The 19,294-nt window shown below is 67.4% G+C and carries 17 protein-coding genes; 8 read left to right on the top strand and 9 right to left on the bottom strand.

Annotated features, from left to right (window positions below; translation table 11 throughout):
• Positions 1–53 precede the first annotated feature (53 nt).
• Genes sdhA through AC5QAH_RS10725 form a run of 4 tightly spaced genes read right to left on the bottom strand, consistent with a single transcriptional unit; the run spans position 54 to position 2,878 of the window.
• Positions 54–1,844, bottom strand: a complete 1,791-nt coding sequence (gene sdhA / locus AC5QAH_RS10740; RefSeq protein WP_099559280.1) for a succinate dehydrogenase flavoprotein subunit — start codon at positions 1,842–1,844, stop codon at positions 54–56.
• Between the two features lie 31 nt (positions 1,845–1,875).
• Positions 1,876–2,262 (bottom strand): succinate dehydrogenase, hydrophobic membrane anchor protein, encoded by a 387-nt coding sequence (gene sdhD, locus AC5QAH_RS10735; RefSeq protein WP_005409077.1) that lies wholly within the window; start codon positions 2,260–2,262, stop codon positions 1,876–1,878.
• On the bottom strand, positions 2,259–2,651 hold the full coding sequence (gene sdhC, locus AC5QAH_RS10730; protein WP_005409076.1) for a succinate dehydrogenase, cytochrome b556 subunit: 393 nt from the start codon (positions 2,649–2,651) through the stop codon (positions 2,259–2,261). The genes sdhD and sdhC overlap by 4 nt, the downstream gene beginning before the upstream one ends.
• Before the next feature lie 56 nt (positions 2,652–2,707).
• Positions 2,708–2,878, bottom strand: coding sequence for a DUF1674 domain-containing protein (locus tag AC5QAH_RS10725; protein WP_005409075.1), 171 nt, complete (start codon positions 2,876–2,878; stop codon positions 2,708–2,710).
• A 39-nt stretch (positions 2,879–2,917) separates the two neighbouring features.
• Between AC5QAH_RS10725 and ygfZ the strand changes: the two genes are divergently transcribed.
• Positions 2,918–3,793, top strand: coding sequence for a CAF17-like 4Fe-4S cluster assembly/insertion protein YgfZ (gene ygfZ, locus AC5QAH_RS10720; RefSeq protein ID WP_049453353.1), 876 nt, complete (start codon positions 2,918–2,920; stop codon positions 3,791–3,793).
• Between the two features lie 103 nt (positions 3,794–3,896).
• Here the strand turns inward: ygfZ and AC5QAH_RS10715 are convergent, their stop codons facing one another.
• Positions 3,897–4,979, bottom strand: coding sequence for an ABC transporter ATP-binding protein (locus AC5QAH_RS10715; protein WP_272774465.1), 1,083 nt, complete (start codon positions 4,977–4,979; stop codon positions 3,897–3,899).
• Between the two features lie 352 nt (positions 4,980–5,331).
• Between AC5QAH_RS10715 and zwf the strand changes: the two genes are divergently transcribed.
• From zwf to eda, 5 genes are all read left to right on the top strand, one after another.
• Complete coding sequence (gene zwf, locus AC5QAH_RS10710; protein WP_010484333.1) at positions 5,332–6,768, top strand: glucose-6-phosphate dehydrogenase; 1,437 nt, start codon at positions 5,332–5,334, stop codon at positions 6,766–6,768.
• Positions 6,765–7,772: a glucokinase gene (gene glk / locus AC5QAH_RS10705; protein WP_010484331.1), complete on the top strand. Its 1,008-nt coding sequence runs from the start codon at positions 6,765–6,767 to the stop codon at positions 7,770–7,772. The genes zwf and glk overlap by 4 nt, the downstream gene beginning before the upstream one ends.
• Positions 7,769–8,491: a 6-phosphogluconolactonase gene (gene pgl / locus AC5QAH_RS10700; RefSeq protein WP_100448311.1), complete on the top strand. Its 723-nt coding sequence runs from the start codon at positions 7,769–7,771 to the stop codon at positions 8,489–8,491. The genes glk and pgl overlap by 4 nt, the downstream gene beginning before the upstream one ends.
• Before the next feature lie 58 nt (positions 8,492–8,549).
• Entirely contained in the window at positions 8,550–10,466 is a 1,917-nt protein-coding gene (edd, locus tag AC5QAH_RS10695) for a phosphogluconate dehydratase (protein ID WP_010484327.1), read from the top strand.
• Between the two features lie 205 nt (positions 10,467–10,671).
• Entirely contained in the window at positions 10,672–11,331 is a 660-nt protein-coding gene (gene eda / locus AC5QAH_RS10690) for a bifunctional 4-hydroxy-2-oxoglutarate aldolase/2-dehydro-3-deoxy-phosphogluconate aldolase (RefSeq protein ID WP_495232333.1), read from the top strand.
• A gap of 295 nt (positions 11,332–11,626) precedes the next feature.
• Here eda and AC5QAH_RS10685 read toward each other — a convergent pair whose 3' ends face one another.
• From AC5QAH_RS10685 to ispG, 3 genes are all read right to left on the bottom strand, one after another.
• A complete protein-coding gene (locus AC5QAH_RS10685) occupies positions 11,627–12,274 on the bottom strand; it encodes a response regulator (RefSeq protein ID WP_004153112.1) in 648 nt (215 codons plus the stop codon).
• Between the two features lie 201 nt (positions 12,275–12,475).
• On the bottom strand, positions 12,476–13,225 hold the full coding sequence (locus tag AC5QAH_RS10680) for a phosphatase PAP2 family protein (RefSeq protein ID WP_010484323.1): 750 nt from the start codon (positions 13,223–13,225) through the stop codon (positions 12,476–12,478).
• Complete coding sequence (gene ispG, locus AC5QAH_RS10675) at positions 13,206–14,471, bottom strand: flavodoxin-dependent (E)-4-hydroxy-3-methylbut-2-enyl-diphosphate synthase (RefSeq protein ID WP_010484321.1); 1,266 nt, start codon at positions 14,469–14,471, stop codon at positions 13,206–13,208. The genes AC5QAH_RS10680 and ispG overlap by 20 nt, the downstream gene beginning before the upstream one ends.
• A gap of 114 nt (positions 14,472–14,585) precedes the next feature.
• On the opposite strand from ispG, the gene AC5QAH_RS10670 reads away from it, so the two are divergent.
• Both AC5QAH_RS10670 and AC5QAH_RS10665 read left to right on the top strand, forming a co-directional pair.
• Positions 14,586–15,812: an ATP-binding protein gene (locus AC5QAH_RS10670; protein ID WP_049453348.1), complete on the top strand. Its 1,227-nt coding sequence runs from the start codon at positions 14,586–14,588 to the stop codon at positions 15,810–15,812.
• Positions 15,809–16,372, top strand: a complete 564-nt coding sequence (locus tag AC5QAH_RS10665) for a response regulator transcription factor (protein ID WP_005409063.1) — start codon at positions 15,809–15,811, stop codon at positions 16,370–16,372. Before AC5QAH_RS10670 ends, AC5QAH_RS10665 begins: the two co-directional genes overlap by 4 nt.
• 21 nt (positions 16,373–16,393) lie before the next feature.
• On the opposite strand, the gene AC5QAH_RS10660 is transcribed toward AC5QAH_RS10665, so the two are convergent.
• Positions 16,394–19,291 (bottom strand): type 2 lanthipeptide synthetase LanM, encoded by a 2,898-nt coding sequence (locus tag AC5QAH_RS10660; protein WP_049453346.1) that lies wholly within the window; start codon positions 19,289–19,291, stop codon positions 16,394–16,396.
• Positions 19,292–19,294 lie beyond the last annotated feature (3 nt).

The following is a 19,294-nucleotide window of genomic DNA, read 5'->3' as shown; positions in this document are numbered from 1 at the left end:
GGCTCAGGCGGCCCGCGCCCGAAGGCGCGGATTGCATGTTAGGCGGGGTCGGATCAGTACACGCGCGGCTTCGGCGGCACCACGGACACGTCATCGGTCAACGTGTACATGTGCACCGGACGGTAGTCGAAGCTGCACTTGCCCTTCTCGTCGACGCTGACCAGGGTGTGCTTCTGCCAGTTGACGTCGTCGCGGTCCGGGAAGTCCTCGTGCGCATGCGCGCCGCGGCTTTCCTTGCGCTGTTCGGCCGAGTTGATCGTCGCCACCGCGTTGAGCAGCAGGTTGTTCAGCTCGTAGGTCTCGATCAGGTCCGAGTTCCACACCAGCGAACGGTCGGAGACCTTCACGTCCTGGAACGAATCGAAGATCTTGTCCATCTTCTCGCAGCCTTCCTTCAGCGTCTGGCTGGTACGGAAGACGGCGGCGTCGGCCTGCATGGTGCGCTGCATGCGATCGCGGATGACCGAGGTCGGGGTATCGCCGTTGGCGTGGCGCAGCTTGTCCAGCAAGCCCAGCGCCTTGTCGCAGGCATCGGCCGGCAGCGGCTTGTGCGATGCGCCCGGCTTGATGGTCTCGGCGCAGCGGTTGGCCACCGCACGACCGAACACCACCAGGTCCAGCAGCGAGTTCGAGCCCAGGCGGTTGGCGCCGTGCACGGACACACAGGCCGCTTCGCCGATGGCGTACAGGCCCGGCACCACGGCATTGTCGTTGTCGCCGACCTTCTGCACCACTTCGCCGTGGTAGTTGGTCGGGATGCCGCCCATGTTGTAGTGCACGGTCGGGATGACCGGGATCGGCTGCTTGTGCACGTCGACGCCGGCGAAGATGCGGGCGCTCTCGGCGATGCCCGGCAGCTTCTCGTCGATCACGCCCGGGCCGAGGTGGGTCAGGTCGAGCAGGATGTGATCCTTGTGCTCGCCGACGCCGCGGCCTTCGCGGATCTCGATGGTCATCGAACGGCTGACCACGTCGCGCGAGGCCAGGTCCTTGTAATGCGGTGCGTAGCGCTCCATGAAGCGCTCGCCGCTGCTGTTGCGCAGGATGCCACCTTCACCGCGGACACCCTCGGTGATCAGGCAACCGGCGCCGTAGATGCCGGTCGGGTGGAACTGCACGAACTCCATGTCCTGCATGGCGATGCCGGCGCGCATGGCCAGGCCGCCACCGTCGCCGGTGCAGGTGTGCGCCGAGGTGGCGCTGAAGTAGGCACGGCCGTAGCCGCCGGTGGCCAGCACCACGCCCTGGGCGCGGAACAGGTGCAGCGTGCCGTCGGACATGTCCAGGGCCAGCACGCCGCGGCAGGCGCCTTCGGCGTCGAAGATCAGGTCGAGCGCGAAGTACTCGATCATGAAGCGCGCGTCGTGCTTCAGCGACTGCTGGTACAGGGTGTGCAGCATCGCGTGGCCGGTACGGTCGGCCGCCGCGCAGGTACGCTGCGCCGCCGGGCCTTCGCCGTACTTGGTGGTCATGCCACCGAACGGGCGCTGGTAGATCTTGCCTTCGGCGGTGCGCGAGAACGGCACGCCGTAGTGTTCGAGTTCGATGATGGCGGGGATGGCCTCACGGCACATGTACTCGATCGCGTCCTGGTCACCCAGCCAGTCCGACCCCTTGATGGTGTCGAAGAAGTGGTAGCGCCAGTCGTCCTCGCCCATGTTGCCGAGTGCGGCCGAGATACCGCCCTGGGCGGCAACGGTGTGCGAACGGGTCGGGAAGACCTTGGTCAGGCACACGGTCTGCAGGCCCTTGGCGGCCAGGCCGAACGTGGCGCGCAGGCCGGCGCCGCCGGCGCCGACCACGACCATGTCGTACTTGTGTTCGGTGATCTTGTAAGCGGACATCTAATCTGGATTCCTGTGTTGGTGCCTGGGCTCAGGCAACGCCGAGGGCGATGCGGCCCACCGCAAACACACTGACGATCATGCCGAGCACGGCGACGAACTTCACCGCGGTCTGCAGCACCAGGGCCAGCAGCGATTCGTGGATGTAGTCTTCCAGCACGACCTGCATGCCGAGCTGCGCGTGCCAGAACATGGCGATCAGCAGGCCGATCAGCGGCACTGCGTTCCACGGCTTGGCCACGGCGGCGGCGGCGGTCGCGTAGTCCGAGCCCAGCAGGCCCAGCACGAAGACCAGGAACCAGATGCCCAGCACCACCAGCGCGGCGGCGGTCAGGCGCTGGTGCACGAAGTGCTCGGTGCCGGTCTTGGCCGAGCCAAGGCCGCGCACGTTCTTCAGCGGGGTACGGAACTTGCTCACGCGGCACCTCCGAACATCACATAGGCCCACACCAGCAGGGTGATCACCAGGCTGCCGGTGACCGACAGCCAGCTGCTGCGGATGAAGGCGGGGATGCTGAAGCCGATGGCGAAGTCCTGCACCACGTGGCGGATGCCATTGCACAGGTGATAGGCGAACGACCATGTCCACGCGAACAGGAACACGCGGCCATACCAGGCCCCGGCATGGCCGGTGAAGCAGTTCCAGGACTCGGGCCCCATCATCAGGGCCAGCAGGCCGGCAGCGATGATGAGGGCACCAACAGACAGAAAGACGCCAGTGGCTCGATGCAGGATCGAGGTGGCCATCTGAATCTGCCAGCGATACACCTGAAGGTGCGGGGAAAGTGGGCGTTGTCTGGTCGCCATTCGCTGGGCTCGTTGTCTCGGCTGGGCGGCACACGGCCGCGTTGGCTCAATGCTGATCAGAAATCGATGCAGCGTCCGTTTTTCTCCCAATCGCCATACCGCACCGGATCAAGTCCGCCGCGGCCGCCGAATTCCTCTGCTTTTTCCTGTTCCACGGGCACGGGTGCCGCGGGGACCAGCGGGGCTTCAGATTCGTCGTCGGGAGTGGGGGTTGTTTGGCCTATCATGTTCGGTCTCGCAACGCACAAATTTTAGACCTCGTTCACGTGCCTGACAACCTGCCCCCTGCTTTCGTCGGATATCCGCGCCTGCCCGGCCACCAGTTGCTGAGCCTGCAGGGCACGGATGCGGCCGTTTTCGCCCACGCCCAGTTCAGCGGCGACGTCACTGCCCTGCCCCTGCTGCACTGGCAGTGGAGCGCCTGGCTGAGCGCAAAAGGCCGCACCCTGGCGGTGTTCCAGCTGCTTCGGCTGGCCGACGACCACGTGATGCTGGTGCTGGCCGACGGCGATGCCGATGCGATTGCGTCGCAACTGCAGCGCTTCGTGTTCCGTCGCAAGGTGAAGGTGCAGGTGCGCAGCGATCTGGCGGTGGCCGGCGCCTTCACCGCGCCCGAAGCCGCCAGCAACGCCGCGATTGCGCACGCCGCAGCGGACGGCTGGGAACTTGACCTGGGCAGCGATGCGCTGCCGCGCACCCTGCGCATTGGCGCAGCTGATGCATTTGCCGCCGGCAGCGAAACCGATGAGGCCGCTTTCGCCCTGGCCTGGCGCCAGGCCGACCTGCGCTACGGGTTGCCGCGACTGGAAGAAAGCCAGCGCGAAGTGTGGACCCCCCAGCAGCTGGGCCTGGACCGCCTGAACGGCTACAGCGTGAAGAAGGGCTGCTATCCCGGCCAGGAAATCGTCGCGCGCACCCACTTCCTCGGCAAGGCCAAGCGCGCGGTGCAGCTGCTGCATGCCGCAGCACCGGCGCAGGCCGGCGATGGCGTGCAACAGGACGGCGCAGCGCTGGGCACGATTGCCAGCGTGGCCGGTGAACTGGCGCTGGCGGTGCTGCCGCTGGAGGTTAGCGACGCCGAGCTGCAGGTGGGTGGTGCGGTGGCGCAGCGTGTGCCGCTACTGGATGGATTGGCGCGCTGAGATTCACGCCGGGCACGGCCCGGCGCTACCGCCGCCATGGTGGGTGCGGACCGTTGGTCCGCACCGCAACGAAGCAGCCGAGCGTGGGTTCGGCTCTACAGAGTCAGAGCCGCTCGCCGGTTTCCGGGTTGAAGAAATGCAACCCCTGCGGGTGGATCGCCACGCGGATCTGCTCGCCCACCGCCGGCAGCGCCTGCGGCGCCACGCGCATGGTCAGCGCATGCTGGCCACTGCTGAGGTTGACGAAGATCTCGTTGCCGACCGGCTCAATGCCTTCGATGCGCGCAGTGAACGCATGCGCATCATCGGCGGCCGCCGGCTGCAGGTGCTCCGGCCGCACACCCACCGCGATCGGCTTCTGCAACCACGCCGGATCGATCGTGGCCTGACCCAGCGGTACACGCCATTCGCCGTCGACCACGGTCACGCCACCGGCATCGCCCTGCAGCGTGCCACGCAGCACGTTCATCGCCGGGCTGCCGAGGAAACCAGCCACGAACAGGTTGGCCGGGCGGTCGTACAGCGCCATCGGCGTATCGATCTGCTGGATGATGCCGTCCTTCAGCACCACGATGCGCTGGCCCAGGGTCATCGCTTCAACCTGGTCGTGCGTCACGTAGATCATGGTGGTGCCCAGCTTGCGATGCAGCTGCGCGATTTCGGTGCGCACGCTGTGGCGCAGCTTGGCATCCAGATTGGACAGCGGTTCGTCGAGCAGGAACACCGCCGGCTCGCGCACCAGCGCCCGGCCCAGCGCAACACGCTGGCGCTGGCCGCCGGACATCGCCTTGGGCAGCTTGTCCATCATCTCGGTCAGGCCCAGCGTCTGCGCCGCTTCGGCGATGCGCTTGTCGATGGTCGCCTTGTCATGCCCGCGCAGCTTCAGGCCGAAGGCCAGGTTCTCGGCCACGGTCATGTGCGGATACAGCGCGTAGCTCTGGAACACCATCGCGATGTCGCGATCCTTCGGCGCCACGTCGTTGACCACGCGATCACCGATGGTCAGCGTGCCGCCGCTGATTTCTTCAAGGCCAGCCACCATCCGCAGCAGGGTCGACTTGCCACAGCCGGACGGACCGACCAGCACCATCAGCTCGCCATCGGCGACCTCGAAACTGGCGTCCTTCACCGCGACCTGGCCGTTGTCATAGACCTTGCGCACACCCTGCAACTGCACTTTTGCCATATCACCTATCCGGTCCGCCCGAAGCCGGGCTGTCTTTTGGGACTGCCTCGGCCCTCCCGATGGCAGTGATGATTGCGCGCTTGCGGCATGACGGCGAGCACTGCAATCGAATACAGTTGCCCATTCTGCCATGTAAACGTTTTCACGTGGCACTATCCGATAATCGGTGCGCACCGATCTGCGTCGGCGGTGGAACGAAGCTTCCGCCGGAGCAGTGGTTTCGAATGGAACGGTCTCCCGCTACCCCGGAGATCGCCCCTGACGAACCTCGGACAGGCAGTTGCGCGGATGTCCCCCGAACCCAGCCATGAAGCGATTGACAACGATGTCACCCGGATCTGAAACTCGAGCGATGCACGACACCCTCTTCCTGTTCGGTGCCACAGGTGATCTGGCCCAGCGCTACCTGTTCCCTTCGCTGCTTCGCCTGCTTGGCGACGGCCTGCTGCCGGAGGACTTCCGTATCCGTGCGCTGGCCCTGTCCGGGCATGACACCGAAGCCTTCCATGACATCCTGCGCCCGCGCCTGCAGCAGGCCATGCCGATGGCCACGCAGGACGACATCAGTGCCCTGCTGCGCCGCATCGACTACCGTTCGGTCGACCTGCGCGACGTCGACTCGGTTGCCGCCGCGGTCTCCGACCTGGTGCACCGCAAGTGCGTCAGCTACCTGGCCATCCCGCCGGGTCTGTACATCTCCACCTGCGAAGGCCTGGCCAAGGGCGGCGCACTTGCCGCACCGGCACGCCTGATGCTGGAGAAGCCGATCGGCAGCGACAGCGAGAGCGCCGAGGAGATCATCTCTACCATCGGCCAGTGGATCGACGAGGACCGCGTGTTCCGCCTCGACCACTACCTGGGCAAGGCGGCAGTGCAGAACCTGATCGCGCTGCGCTTCGGCAATACGCTGCTGGAGGCAGTGTGGAACCGCAACTACATCGAATCGGTGCACATCCTGGTGGCCGAGAGCGAAGGCGTGGATGGCCGCGACGCCTACTACGCCCGCTCCGGCGCGCTGCGCGACATGGTGCAGAGCCACATCCTGCAGCTGCTGTGCATGGTGGCGATGGAACCGCCGGCGTCGCTGGAAGCCGACCGCATCCGCGACGAGAAGGTCAAGGTGCTGCGCGCCCTGCGTCCGCTTGATGCCAAGCACGCCGCGCGTGACAGCATCCGCGGCCGCTACACCGCCGGCACCATCAACGGCCAGCCGGCACAGGCCTACCAGCCGCCGGAAGGCAGCGACGTGGAGACCTTCGCCGGTGTCACTGCGCACATCGACAACTGGCGCTGGAGCGGCGTGCCGTTCCACCTGGTCACCGGCAAGCGCCTGCCCGAGCGCACCACCCGCGTGGTGGTCACGCTGAAGCCGGTCACCCACTGGCTGTTCGAGCGCCCGCAGCGCGCGCAGGCCGCACCAAACCGCCTGGTGTTCCAGCTGCAGCCGCAGGAAAACATCGAACTGGGCCTGATGAGCAGCCTGGCCGGCCCGGAATGGGGCGCGCTGGAACTGCACCCGCTGGAGCTGGAGCTGTCGGTGCCGACCGGCCTGCACCGCCGCATCGCGTACGAGCGCCTGTTCCTGGATGCGTTCAACGGCAACCACACGCTGTTCGTGCGCGATGACGAAGTGCGCGCCGCCTGGGCGTGGATCGACAGCGTGGCCGATGCCTGGAAGGACGCCAAGCTGCCGCTGGAGCCCTACCCCGCCGGCCAATGGGGCCCGAGCAATGCGGGCGAGTTCCTGCCGCAGGGCGTGGACGCGCCGGACAGCGGAGCCTCGGCATGAGTGCCAGCTCGCAGCCGGTGCTGGTCGCCGACATCGGCGGCACCAACGCCCGCTTCGCCCTGGCCGACACCTCGCAGGACGCACCGCTGCAGAAGGACAGCATCCGCGAGTACGCGGTGGCGGAGTTCCCATCGCTGGGTGATGCCGCGCGCCACCATCTGGAACAGATCGGCGCCACCGCCAGCCGCGGCGTGTTCGCAGTGGCCGGTCGCGTTGATGGTGACGAAGCGCGCATCACCAACCATCCGTGGGTGATCTCGCGCAGCCGCACCGCAGCGATGCTCGGGTTCGACGAACTGCACCTGATCAACGATTTCGCCGCACAGGCGATGGCGATTTCACTGCTGCAGCCCGATGACGTGGTCCAGGTCGGTGGTGCCGCCTGGGTGCCGGGCAAGCCGGGCCAGCCGCGCAACTACGCGGTGATCGGTCCGGGCACCGGCCTGGGTGTCGGTGGCCTGATCCTGCGCCACGGACGCTGCTATCCGCTGGAAACCGAAGGCGGCCATGTCAGCTTCCCGCCGGGAACCCCGGAGGAGATCCGCATCCTGGAAATCCTGTCCGAGCAGTTCGGCCGCGTCTCCAACGAGCGACTGATCTGCGGCCCCGGCCTGGTCAACATCCATCGCGCGGTGTGCGAGATGGCCGGTATCGATCCCGGCCAGCTGCAGCCGGTGGACGTGACCGCCCGTGCCCTGCATGGCGATCCGCAGGCAATGCGCACCGTGGACGTGTTCTGCGCCGTGTTCGGCGCCATTGCCGGCGACCTGGTACTGACCCAGGGTGCCTGGGATGGCGTGTTCCTGACCGGTGGTCTGACTCCGAAGATGCTCGATTCGCTGCAGCACTCTGGTTTCCGCCAGCGCTTCGAACACAAGGGGCGGTTCTCTTCGATCATGGCGCGCGTTCCCTCGTTGGCCGTGATGCATCCCCACGCCGGATTGCTGGGCGCCGCCGCCTATGCCGCCGACGCCGAACGTGACGCACCTGGAGTTGCCGCATGAGTCCCACCTTCCACGACGACCGCATCGAGTTCATCAGCCACGGCGATGCCGATGGCTGGATCGAGGCAGTGGCCGCCGAGATGGCGCAGACCCTCAACCACGACATCAACGAAGTGGGCCGCGCCCGCATCCTGTTGTCCGGCGGCACCACGCCGGCGCCGGTCTACCAGGCGCTGGCCGAGTTGGACGTGCACTGGGACCGGGTGGAAGTGAGCCTGGCCGACGAGCGCTGGCTGTCGCCGCAGGATCGCGACAGCAACGCCTGGCTGGTGCGCGAGCACCTGCTCAAGCGCGCCGAAGGTGCGCATTTCGATCCGCTGGTACGGATCGGAAAGCCGCTGCCGGAATGCGTCTACACCGCCAACCTGCAGGCCCAGCACAGCCAGCCGCCGAGCCTGGTGGCACTGGGCATGGGCAACGACGGCCACACCGCCTCGCTGTTCCCGGGCTCGAAGGACCTGGCCCGCGCACTGGAAAGCCCCCTGCCCTACGCGGCACTGGACGCCACCGGCTGCCCGGGCGCGAACCAGTGGCCGCTGCGCATCACGCTGACCCCGCACGGGCTGGGCCAGTGCCGCCAGCGCCTGCTGCTGCTGCGCGGCAAGCAGAAGCTGCAGGTGCTGCGCCAGGCGCTGGACAGCAACGACGCCCAGCAGTACCCGATCCTCAATGCAATCAACCTGGACGGCGCGCGCCTGCGCGTGCACTGGGCTGATTGATGTCGGCGGCGGCGCCGCGCCGCCGCTTGCCTCTCGCCACCACGAACGCCGGTAGCCAATGAGCCTCCATCCGCAACTGCAAGCCATCACTGAGCGTGTCATCCGCCGCAGCGCCGCCTCGCGTGCCGCCTATCTGGCCGCGATCGATGCCTCCCTGCGTGAGGGCCCGTTCCGCAGCCGCCTGAGCTGCGGCAACCTCGCCCACGGATTCGCCGCCTGTGGCGGCACCGACAAGAGCCGCCTGCGCGGTGGCGTGACGCCGAACCTGGGCATCATCACCGCCTACAACGACATGCTGTCGGCGCACCAGCCGTTCGAGACCTATCCCGAGCAGATCCGCGAGATCGCCCGCGAGCTGGGCGCCACCGCACAGGTGGCCGGCGGCGTGCCGGCGATGTGCGACGGCGTCACCCAGGGCCGAGGCGGCATGGAACTGTCGCTGTTCTCGCGCGATGTGATCGCACAGGCGACCGCCATCGGGCTCAGCCACGACATGTTCGACACCACCGTCTACCTCGGTGTGTGCGACAAGATCGTGCCGGGCCTGCTGATCGGCGCACTGGCCTTCGGCCACCTGCCGGCGGTGTTCGTGCCGGCCGGCCCGATGACCCCGGGCATTCCGAACAAGCAGAAGGCCGAAGTGCGCGAACGCTACGCCGCCGGCGAAGCCACCCGCGAAGAGCTTCTGGAAGCCGAGTCCGCGTCGTACCACGGCGCTGGCACCTGCACCTTCTACGGCACCGCCAATTCCAACCAGGTGCTGCTGGAAGCGATGGGCGTGCAGCTGCCGGGTGCGTCGTTCGTCAACCCGGGCACGCCGCTGCGTGATGCACTGACCCGCGAAGCCACCGAACGTGCGCTGGACATCACCGCGCTGGGCGATGACTTCCGTCCACTGGGCCGGATCATCGACGAGCGCGCGATCATCAACGCGGTCATCGCGCTGATGGCAACCGGTGGGTCGACCAATCACACCATCCATTGGATCGCCGTGGCACGCGCCGCCGGCATCGTGCTGACCTGGGACGACTTCGACGAGCTGTCGCAGCTGATCCCGCTGCTGGCCCGCGTCTATCCGAACGGCGACGCCGACGTGAACCGCTTCGCTGCGGCCGGCGGCCCGGCGTTCGTGTTCGGCGAGCTGATCAAGGCGGGCCTGATGCACGGCGACCTCGTGAGCGTCGCGCGTGGCGGCATGGCCGACTATGCGCGCGAGCCGCAGCTGCGCGACGGCCAGCTGGTCTATCTGCCGGGCCTGGAACGCAGCGCCGATGACGAAGTAGTGCGCGGTGTCGACAACCCGTTCGAACACCAGGGCGGCCTGCGCCTGCTGCGCGGCAACCTGGGCAAGTCGCTGATCAAGCTGTCGGCGGTGAAGCCGCAGTACCGCACGATCGAAGCACCGGCGGTGGTGGTGGATGCACCACAGGTTTTGAACAAGCTGCACGCCGGTGGCCTGCTGCCGCAGGATTTTGTGGCGGTGGTGCGATACCAGGGCCCGCGTGCGAACGGCATGCCCGAACTGCATTCGCTGGCGCCGCTGCTGGGCCTGCTGCAGAACCAGGGCCGGCGTGTGGCACTGGTCACCGACGGCCGCCTGTCCGGCGCCTCGGGCAAGATTCCGGCGGCGATCCACGTGACGCCGGAAGCGGCGCGCGGTGGCCCGCTGGCCAAAGTGCGCGAAGGCGACATGATCCGCCTGGATGGCGAGGCCGGCACGCTGGAAGTGCTGGTGGATGCGGCGGAATGGGCAGCACGTCCGCTGGCGCCGAACACCGCGCCGGCCGCGCATGACCTGGGCCGCAATCTGTTTGCGATCAACCGTCGCATGGTGGGTCCGGCGGACCAGGGGGCGATTTCGATTTCGTGTGGGCCGGCGGCGGCCGATGGTGGGCCGTGGGATTACGACGCGGAGTACGAGCTGGGACATGATGCCGCGGCGGCGGCGGCACCGCATGAGGCGAAGGACGCCTGAAGCGAAAAGCCGCGGCAGGCTTCCCGGCCTGGGCAGTAGAGCGCCCTGGCCGGGACACGCCGTAAACCCATCCATGGGGGCTCGATCGCGGCATCCATGCCGCTCACGGTCCCCGCCAGGGCGCTCTACTGCCCTTGGACAATTCCCGGCGCGTCATCTGCGCTGCGGCCACTGAATCAAGAAGAGCAAAGGCAAGGGCAAAAGCATGGGTATCGAACAACATCAGGTGAAGGCGGCGGAGCTGTTGCATACGGCGGGCATCCTGCCGGTGGTGACGATTCATACGCTGGACCAGGCGCGGGCGGTCAGTGCGGCGCTGCTGGAAGGTGGCCTGCCGGCCATCGAGCTGACGCTGCGGACACCGGTGGCGATGGAAGCGCTGGCGATGCTCAAGCGCGAGCTGCCGGATGTGGTGGTGGGCGCGGGCACGGTGCTGACCGTGGATCAGATGCAGCAGTCGATCGATGCGGGCGCGGACTTCCTGGTGACGCCGGGTACGCCGCCGGCGCTGGCCGATGCATTGGCCGCTGCGCCGCTACCGGTGGTGCCGGGTGCGGCCACGCCGACCGAGCTTCTGTCGCTCTATGCGCGCGGCTTCCGCGTGTGCAAGCTGTTCCCGGCCACGGCCGTGGGTGGCCTGGCGATGATCAAGGGCCTGGCCGGCCCGGTCGCCGACCTGAAGCTGTGCCCGACCGGCGGCATCACCGAAAACACCGCCGCCGAGTACCTCGAGCAGAAGAACGTGGTCTGCATCGGCGGTTCGTGGATGGTGCCGGGCAACTGGATCGCCAATGGCGAATGGGACAAGGTGCGCGCCAGCGCCACCGACGCCGCCAAGATCATCAAGCGCGTGCGCGGCCACTGACAAGAGGATCGGGGTCAGAGCCCTTTCCCGTCGGGAAAGGGCTCCGACTCCAAGCTACGAGCGCGCAAAGCGCGCGACCCGCTCCCGCTCTTCCTTCTTCATTCCGCGGTGGACGCGCACGGAAACTGTCCGTGGCCGGGCGGATGGGTTGTGCAGGGGCGTGAGCCGCATGGATGCGGCGACCGAGCTTACAGGGACGTACTTGCAGCGTCCCCTGCTCAACCCATCCGCCCGGCCATCCCCCAGAATCCAACCGAACCACCACCGCGAGGGGCTCAGCCGTTGGCCGAATCCCTTACAGCGGCCGTGCCGGATCCACCAGCCCGTATTGGCTGGCCATCCGCGCCAACGCGATGTTGTCGTGGATCCCCATCTTCTCGAACAACCGCGCCTTATGCGTGTTCACCGTCTTCGCGCTCAGGCTCAGACGGCGGGCGATGTCTTCCTGGCGCAGGCCCTGGGTCAGCAGCAACGCCACTTCCAGCTCGCGCGGCGACAGGCTGTCGAACGGCGAACCGTTGCCTTCCACCGTCGATAGCGCCAGGTTCTGCGCGATGCTGGTACCCAGGTAGCGACGGCCACCGGCCACGTCGCGCACCGCGCGCAGCAGTTCCTGCGCATCGCAGCCCTTGCCGATGTAGCCGGCAGCACCAGCTTCGAGCAGCCGCTTCGGCAGCGGGCCATCTTCCAGCACCGACACGATCACCACGCGGGTATTGCGGTGGCTGCGCACGATGCGCTCAGTCACTTCCATGCCGCTCACACCCGGCAGATGCAGGTCGCACAGCACTACGTCCGGCAGCAGCTGGCGGACCTCGCGCAGCGCGTCCTCGCCGGTCTCGGCTTCGCCCACCACCTCGATGTCGGTTTCCCCCGACAGAATCATCTTCATCCCGGTGCGGACCAGCGCGTGGTCATCCACCAGGTAGACTCGAATCGTCATTCACGTACCTCTTCGAATGCGGCCATTGCAGGTCAAGCTAGGTGGGGTGCCGATACCCCTGCAAGCGCGTTCGGAATGCGACCCCGGCAATCTGCCTTGCGCATCACAGTACCGCGCGTTGTGCTTGCCCCCTGTCTTGCAGAACCTGCTGCAACGAAACAACTGATCTATCACGTAGACGTCCCTCAAGGGCCATCCACGTCAATCCCCCTGTGATGATGCTTCGCTGGCCTTCGCTGGCGGCGGGCCGTGACGTCGCCAGGGGTGCCGGCGACTGAACATGACCAGATAGCACCCTACCACCCAAACCAGCGCGGCACACCACCCGGCCAGGATATCGGAGGGGTAATGCACCCCCAGATAGACCCGGGACACGCTGACCAGCAGGCTGAATGCCGGCGCCAGCAGCAGCACCGGCCAGCGCCAGCGGGTGTTCCAGGCCAGCAGTACCAGGGTCACCGCCAGGGTCATCGAGCCCATCGCGTGGCCGCTGGGGAAGCTGAACGTCGATTCCGGCGCGATCGATTCCCAGAGGCTGGGGCGCTGGCGCTGGAAGAAGTGCTTGCTGCCCATGTTCAGTAGCGCCGAGCCGACGAAGCTGACCGCCACGAAGGTGGCCTCGCGCCAACGCCGGTAGCCCAGCAGCGCGCCGATGATCAGCACGTCGGCCGGGATCAGGAACCATTCGTAGCCCAGTTTGGAGATGAGCACGAAGAAGCGGTCCAGCAGCGGCGAATGCAGGCCATGCATCTGCCACAGCAGCGGCGCGTCGAAATGGAACGATTCAAACTCGTGCACCTCGTCAGCCAGGGCGACGAAGCCGGCCAGCGGCAGCAACACACCGCCGAACAGCAGGACCAGGCGCCAGGCGTTGCGCGCCATCCAGTGGCGGAAGCCGGAGGCGGACTCCGGTGCAGCGAGGATCGCAGGCTTATCCGGCGCTTCGGACATACGTGTGTTCGACGTAATCGTCGATCAGGGCGACGAACTCCTGGGCGATGTTGTCGCCACGCAGGGTCACCTTCTTCTCGCCATCGACGAACACCGGCGCTGCAGGCGTTTCACCCGTGCCCGGCAGCGAGATGCCGATGTTGGCATGGCGCGACTCACCCGGCCCGTTGACGATGCAGCCCATCACCGCCAGGGTCATGTTCTCTGCACCCGGGTGCTGGATCTTCCACAGCGGCATCTTCTCGCGCACGTGGTTCTGCACCACCTTGGCCAGCTCCTGGAAGAACTCGGAGGTGGTGCGGCCGCAGCCCGGGCAGGCCGTGACCAGCGGCGTGAAGGCACGCTGGCCGGTGGTCTGCAGCAGTTCCTGGGCGACGATCACTTCCTGCGTGCGCGACTGGCCCGGTTCCGGGGTCAGCGAGATGCGGATGGTGTCTCCGATGCCTTCCTGCAGCAGCACGCTCAGCGCCGCGGACGAGGCGACGATGCCCTTGCTGCCGATGCCGGCCTCGGTCAGGCCCAGGTGCAGGGCGAAGTCCGAGCGCTGGGCCAGGTCGCGATACACCGCGATCAGTTCCTGCACGCCGCTGACCTTGGCCGACAGCACGATGCGGTCGCGCGGCAGGCCGAGTTCCACTGCCTGCTCGGCCGAATCCAGCGCCGAGCGGATCAGCGCCTCGCGCAGCACGCGACCGGCGTCCCAGGGCTGTTCGCGCAGGTTGTTCTCGTCCATCAGCTTCGCCGCCAGGGCCTGGTCCAGCGAGCCCCAGTTGGCGCCGATGCGCACCGGCTTGTTGTAGCGGATCGCGAACTCGATCAGCTGGGCGAACTGCAGGTCCTTTTTCTTGCCGAAGCCGACGTTGCCCGGGTTGATGCGGTACTTGGCCAGCGCTTCGGCACACGCCGGTTCGGCGGTCAGCAACTGGTGGCCGTTGTAATGGAAGTCACCGATCAGCGGCACGTCGATGCCCATCATCGCCAGCTTGTCGACGATGCGCGGGATCGCCGCAGCGGCTTCAACGGTGTTGACGGTCAAACGCACCATTTCCGAACCGGCACGCCACAGCTCGGCCACCTGCTTCACGCTGGAGGCCACGTCGGACGTGTCGGTGTTGGTCATCGACTGCACCACCACCGGCTTGCCTCCACCTACGGTGACCCCGCCGATCTGCACGGCATGGGTCTGGCGGCGGGGCCAGGAGGTGGCATCGGAGGGGGGAGTCGGGCGGGTGACGGCGTCGTGCATGGGCGCATTCTACCGCCCGCTCCCGCATTCCGGGTGACTCGCATTCAGCCGGCGGCACGGCTGCGGCCGATTGTCGCAGGCACGGTCACGCGTGAACGCATAGGATGAGCGTGAATGACCGGTCCCGACGCCCCGTTTCTCCGAACCCTGTGCAGCCTGCGCTGGCTTGCCGTAGGTGGCCAGGCCGCCACCATCCTGGTCGCCACCTGGGTGCTGGGCCTGCCGTTGCCGCAGCTGCCGCTGTGGGCCGGCGTGGCCGTGCTGACCCTGTTCAACGTCTATACCCAACTGCGCCCGGAAGCGGCCGACACCGCGCCACTGACCGCGTTCGGCCACATCCTGGTGGACGTAATCATCCTGACCTGGATGGTGGGCTGGAGCGGTGGCATGGCCAACCCGTTCAGTTCACTGTTCCTGATCCTGATCGCACTGGCCGCCTTCGCCCTGCCCCTGCGCTGGGCGCTGGCGGTCGCGCTGGCCTGCCTGCTCGGCTACGCCGCCAGCGGCATCTTCGGCCAGTCGCTGCCGGATGGCTATTTCCGTGCGCAGGACCTCAACCGCTGGGGCGTGGTCGCCAATTTCCTGATTTCCGCCGCAGTGGTGCTGGCCTTCTCCACCCGCCTGGCACTGGCGCTGCGCCAGCGCGAACTGGAACTGTCGGCGCTGCGCGAACGCTTCGCCCGCAACGAGGGCATCGTCGCCCTGGCGACCCATGCCGCGTCGGTGGCGCACGAACTGAATACACCGCTGGCCACCATGACCCTGCTCGCCGACGACGTGGCCGAGCGCAGTGAAGAGCCGGAAGTGCGCGAGGACATGGAAACCCTGCGCGAGTTGCTGGTGCAGTGCCGCGAGCGTGTGCTGGCGCTGGCCGCACCGGCCTCGGCGGACGGCCCGGGCCGGGCGGTATCCACGGCCCAGCAGGTGCTGGAACAGTGGCGACTGGTGCGTCCGACCATCGATCTGCACCGCAACGACGATGCACCGCTGCGGCTGCCGCTGGATCCCGGCGTGGGCCATCTGCTGATGGTCCTGCTCAACAATGCCGCGGATGCCGGCGAACAGGCCGGCCGGCCGCGCGTGGACCTGGACCTGCGCATCGAAGGCAACGATCTGATCGGCGAGGTGCGCGACTACGGCCACGGCTTCAACGCGCGCGCCGCGGTGCTGCCGGGCAAGCTGTTCGGCAGCAGCAAGAGTGAAGGCATGGGGGTCGGCCTGGCCCTGTCCCATGCCACCATCGAACGCCTCGACGGCGAGATGTGGATGCGCCCGGCCCAAGGGGCCGGCAGCCGCGTCGGCTTCCGCCTGCCGCTGGCCCTACGCGAGGAAACCCCATGAGCGCCTCAACCCTCGGCCTGCTGGTCGACGACGACGAACTGTACCTGCGCACGCTGCAGCGCAGCCTGGCCCGCAAGGGGCTGGAAACGCAGACCGCGCAGGATGCCGCCAGCGCACTGGCGTTGGCCCGCCAGCATCCGCCCGCCTTCGCGTTGATCGACCTGAAGCTGGGCAGCGACTCCGGCCTGGCACTGATCCAACCACTGCGCGCGCTGCGCGCGGACATGCGCATCCTGCTGGTGACCGGCTACGCCAGCATCGCCACCGCCGTGGAGGCGATCAAGCTCGGCGCCGACGACTACCTGCCTAAGCCGGCCACGGTGCCGATGATCCTGCGCGCCCTCGGCGAGGAAGATGACGGCCCGGCCGACGATGGCGAAATGGAAGTGCCGGACGCGATGACGCCGATCAGCCGCCTGCAGTGGGAACACATCCAGCAGGCGATGCACGAGACCGGTGGCAACGTATCGGCGGCCGCACGCCTGCTCGGCATGCACCGGCGTTCGCTGCAGCGCAAGCTGGCCAAGCGACCGAGCCCGGAACGCGATCCCAGCCGTTGATCGCGGCCGGCCCCGTCCGGCTCAGACCTCGGCCAGCACCGCTCGGTCCTGCGCGGTACTGGAACGCGATGCCGGTGCATCGACCCGGGCCACTGTCGTCTCCTGCAGCAACGGCGACGGCAGCGCGCAGGCCGGATGCATGCGCAGGAAACCATAGATCGCACCTGCCAGGCCGATCATCAGGCCCGGAGTGAAGGCCGCGCGGGTCAGTCCGCCGACCATGCCCTGGTGCTCCTCGATTGAAGAAACGATCTCGATGGCCGCCTCATCCTGCGGATAGGGACATCCCTCCGGATCCAGCGCAGCCGCCAGCACCAACAGCTCCCGGGTGGACACATCGCCGTGGCACAGGGTGTGGCTGAACCCCCACTTGCCGCGCGCGTCGGCCACAGCCCGCCGCATGTCACGCAACTGCGCGGGATCGCCGGTGCGGGCATACAGATCCGCCGCCGCCAGACCGATACCAACGCTGCCATGGCACCAGGTCGGGAAGTTCTTCTGCCCATCCTGCAGGTGGATGTCACGCCAGTGCCCGGTATGCGGTTCGAACAGCGCCGCCTGGAACGCAAACGCTCCTTCAGCCAACTGCCGCCAGGCCGCTCGCTCAGGCACGCTGCCGGCATCCGAACGCGCCAGCCGTGCCAGCGCCCAGCCCATGCCCATCGCACCGTGGCCGAAGCCACCGATCGGCTCGCGGAACTGTGGCGTCGGCCAGCGTGCGCCGTCGGCATCGACGATCGCCGCTTCCTGCATGCGACGCCCCGCTGCGGCGGCCAGCTCCAGCCAGCGTGCGTTCCCGGTAGCCGCGGCCAGCGACAGCAACGGCAGGATCATGCCGGACACGCCATCAATCAGTTCGAACTTTGTCGCCTCCTGGAAGCCGCGACGCTCTGCGGCTTCCGCACAACGTTCCGCCAGCACCAGCAACGCCGGTCGCTGCAACAGGTCGTGCAATGCCAGCAATGTCCATATCTGTGAACCGGTTCCGACGAATCCACCATCGATCTCGGCGGGGTGCTGCTCACACATGGTCTGGAACACCGCAAGGGCGCCATCGATGGCCGGGCCCAGCCCCGCTACCGGGTCGGCACGCCCCTGCTCCACTTCCCGGTGATAAGCCGCCAATGCGAATGCAATACCTCCCAGCCCGAAATACAGGTCGGGCTGCACCGGCTGGACGGTCCATCCGGTACGGGTCACCTCGGGGGTGATCCAGGTCATCGAACCGTCCTCACCATGCACCGCCAGCCGCAGCAGGCTCTCCACCGCGCGCGCGGCCAGCGTACGACGGCGCGCGTCCAGGTCGTCCGCACGCGGATGCTGTGCGGCATAGCTGTAGCCGGATCGAGCCTCGGCGCGGGCCAGCGCATGCTGGTTCAGGTCGGTGGCCACCAGCGTGCTGCGGATGGTCACGTCTTCCAGGTCGATGCGCATCGCGCGCCAGTTGTCGGCGATGGCGCGGATACGGGCCGCATCCAGCTGCGAGGTGAAAATCGGAATATCGCCGTGGCGCAGGTCATCCACTTCGCCGCGGACGGTGTCCAGGTCCGATGGCGCAGCCGGCGACACCGCCGCATTGCGCACCAGCAGATCGATCGCGCGTTCAACCGCCTGGGCTTCGTTGTGCAGCGAGGCTGGATGCCAGAGCATCCGCCCGAGCTCTGCGTAGGCCATTGTCGGCCGCCGCACGTCGCGCACCTGACAGCCTTCGAAAGCCGCCAGGAGTGGCATCAGTTCGCCCTTGGCATCGAGCGCGCGCAGGCGCCCACTGGCGTCGATGAAGCCCTCGCTGATGTGGTCCCAGTACAACGACACATCGGGCTGCGCGCTGGGATGATTCTGCGCAACGGAGACCTCGGCCTCGACCATGCCCAACCGGGCCGGTTCCGTCCCGCCCTCGACAATCACCGGCACCTGCACCCGCGGCTGCTCGCCCGGCAGTGCGCCGGCTGCAGACAGATCCACGCCTTCCATGCCCAGGCCGGCAGTACGGAACGGCACGATTCCGGTACGCAGCACTGAATTGCGCATCAGCTTGACGGCGGTGTCGTACGCATCGCCAAGTCCTGATGGCTCGATTTCGATTACCCGGGAGAACACGCTTTCGGCGTCGACCACAACCGGCACCGGCCCGACCGCGATCAGGTTCTCCAGATGGATGTCGGTGCCACCCACCAGGCGCAGGATCGCCAGCCAATGGCCAAGACCGCGATAGTAGGCACGCAGTTCAACGTCATCGGCACAGTAGCGGTGCGCGGCGAAGGCGGCCCAGCCGTGGCTGCCACGATCAATCACCTTCGGCACGCATACGCGGTCAGGGCCGTCACCGAAGAGCGTGCACAACAGGCCGTCGAGCGTCGCATCGATGCGCAATGAGCGTGGCTTGTACATCACCGTGCCGCCTTCGAACTGCAGCCGTGCCACAGTCCGGCCGCCACAATGCAGGTCACCCCGTCCCAATGCAACGGCATGCAGCGTGCCCGCCGGCGCGCCCAGCAACCCCGCCAGCGCCGCACGATCACTGCCGATGCGCACAGCGAGCTCCACCACCGCCGCACATTGTCCTTCGAGCATGCGCGTCAGGCGCGGCAGCAGCACCGGATAGCGTCGCTGCAGATGCGTACGGAAGCCCTCGCTGGTGGCCAGGGCAACGAATTCGTCCAGCGCACCCGCACTGCCCAGCGGGCCGATGTCACCACTGCGTGCAGCGGCGTGCAGTTCCAGCAGCAGCACGCGGTTGAGCTTGAGCTGGGCATGCTCACGCAGCGCCGCGTCGCCCTGCGCGTGCAGCAGTTCGCGCTCACCGAGCTGCAGTGCAATGGCAGGGTCATGCAGGCCAGTCGCCAACGCGGCGCGCGCATGGGCAAGGAAATGTTCGGTGATGCGCGCAAACGCAGCCGCAGCCGGAGAAGCGGTCATTAC

This window comes from Stenotrophomonas sp. YJH_SMC_43, assembly GCF_059372535.1.
The sequence above is the reverse complement of the archived record's forward strand: the minus strand, read 5'-3'. Positions and strand labels throughout refer to the sequence as shown.

Excerpts from the sequence above, each read along its gene's own strand:
- AC5QAH_RS10670 (WP_049453348.1), top strand. The coding sequence starts at position 14,586 with ATGACCGGTCCCGACGCCCCGTTTCTCCGAACCCTGTGCAGCCTGCGC.
- edd (WP_010484327.1), top strand. The coding sequence starts at position 8,550 with ATGAGCCTCCATCCGCAACTGCAAGCCATCACTGAGCGTGTCATCCGC.
- eda (WP_495232333.1), top strand. The coding sequence starts at position 10,672 with ATGGGTATCGAACAACATCAGGTGAAGGCGGCGGAGCTGTTGCATACG.
- AC5QAH_RS10685 (WP_004153112.1), bottom strand. The coding sequence starts at position 12,274 with ATGACGATTCGAGTCTACCTGGTGGATGACCACGCGCTGGTCCGCACC.
- sdhA (WP_099559280.1), bottom strand. The coding sequence starts at position 1,844 with ATGTCCGCTTACAAGATCACCGAACACAAGTACGACATGGTCGTGGTC.
- ispG (WP_010484321.1), bottom strand. The coding sequence starts at position 14,471 with ATGCACGACGCCGTCACCCGCCCGACTCCCCCCTCCGATGCCACCTCC.
- pgl (WP_100448311.1), top strand. The coding sequence starts at position 7,769 with ATGAGTCCCACCTTCCACGACGACCGCATCGAGTTCATCAGCCACGGC.
- AC5QAH_RS10660 (WP_049453346.1), bottom strand. The coding sequence starts at position 19,291 with ATGACCGCTTCTCCGGCTGCGGCTGCGTTTGCGCGCATCACCGAACAT.
- AC5QAH_RS10680 (WP_010484323.1), bottom strand. The coding sequence starts at position 13,225 with ATGTCCGAAGCGCCGGATAAGCCTGCGATCCTCGCTGCACCGGAGTCC.
- AC5QAH_RS10665 (WP_005409063.1), top strand. The coding sequence starts at position 15,809 with ATGAGCGCCTCAACCCTCGGCCTGCTGGTCGACGACGACGAACTGTAC.
- AC5QAH_RS10725 (WP_005409075.1), bottom strand. The coding sequence starts at position 2,878 with ATGATAGGCCAAACAACCCCCACTCCCGACGACGAATCTGAAGCCCCG.
- sdhC (WP_005409076.1), bottom strand. The coding sequence starts at position 2,651 with ATGGCGACCAGACAACGCCCACTTTCCCCGCACCTTCAGGTGTATCGC.
- glk (WP_010484331.1), top strand. The coding sequence starts at position 6,765 with ATGAGTGCCAGCTCGCAGCCGGTGCTGGTCGCCGACATCGGCGGCACC.
- AC5QAH_RS10715 (WP_272774465.1), bottom strand. The coding sequence starts at position 4,979 with ATGGCAAAAGTGCAGTTGCAGGGTGTGCGCAAGGTCTATGACAACGGC.
- zwf (WP_010484333.1), top strand. The coding sequence starts at position 5,332 with ATGCACGACACCCTCTTCCTGTTCGGTGCCACAGGTGATCTGGCCCAG.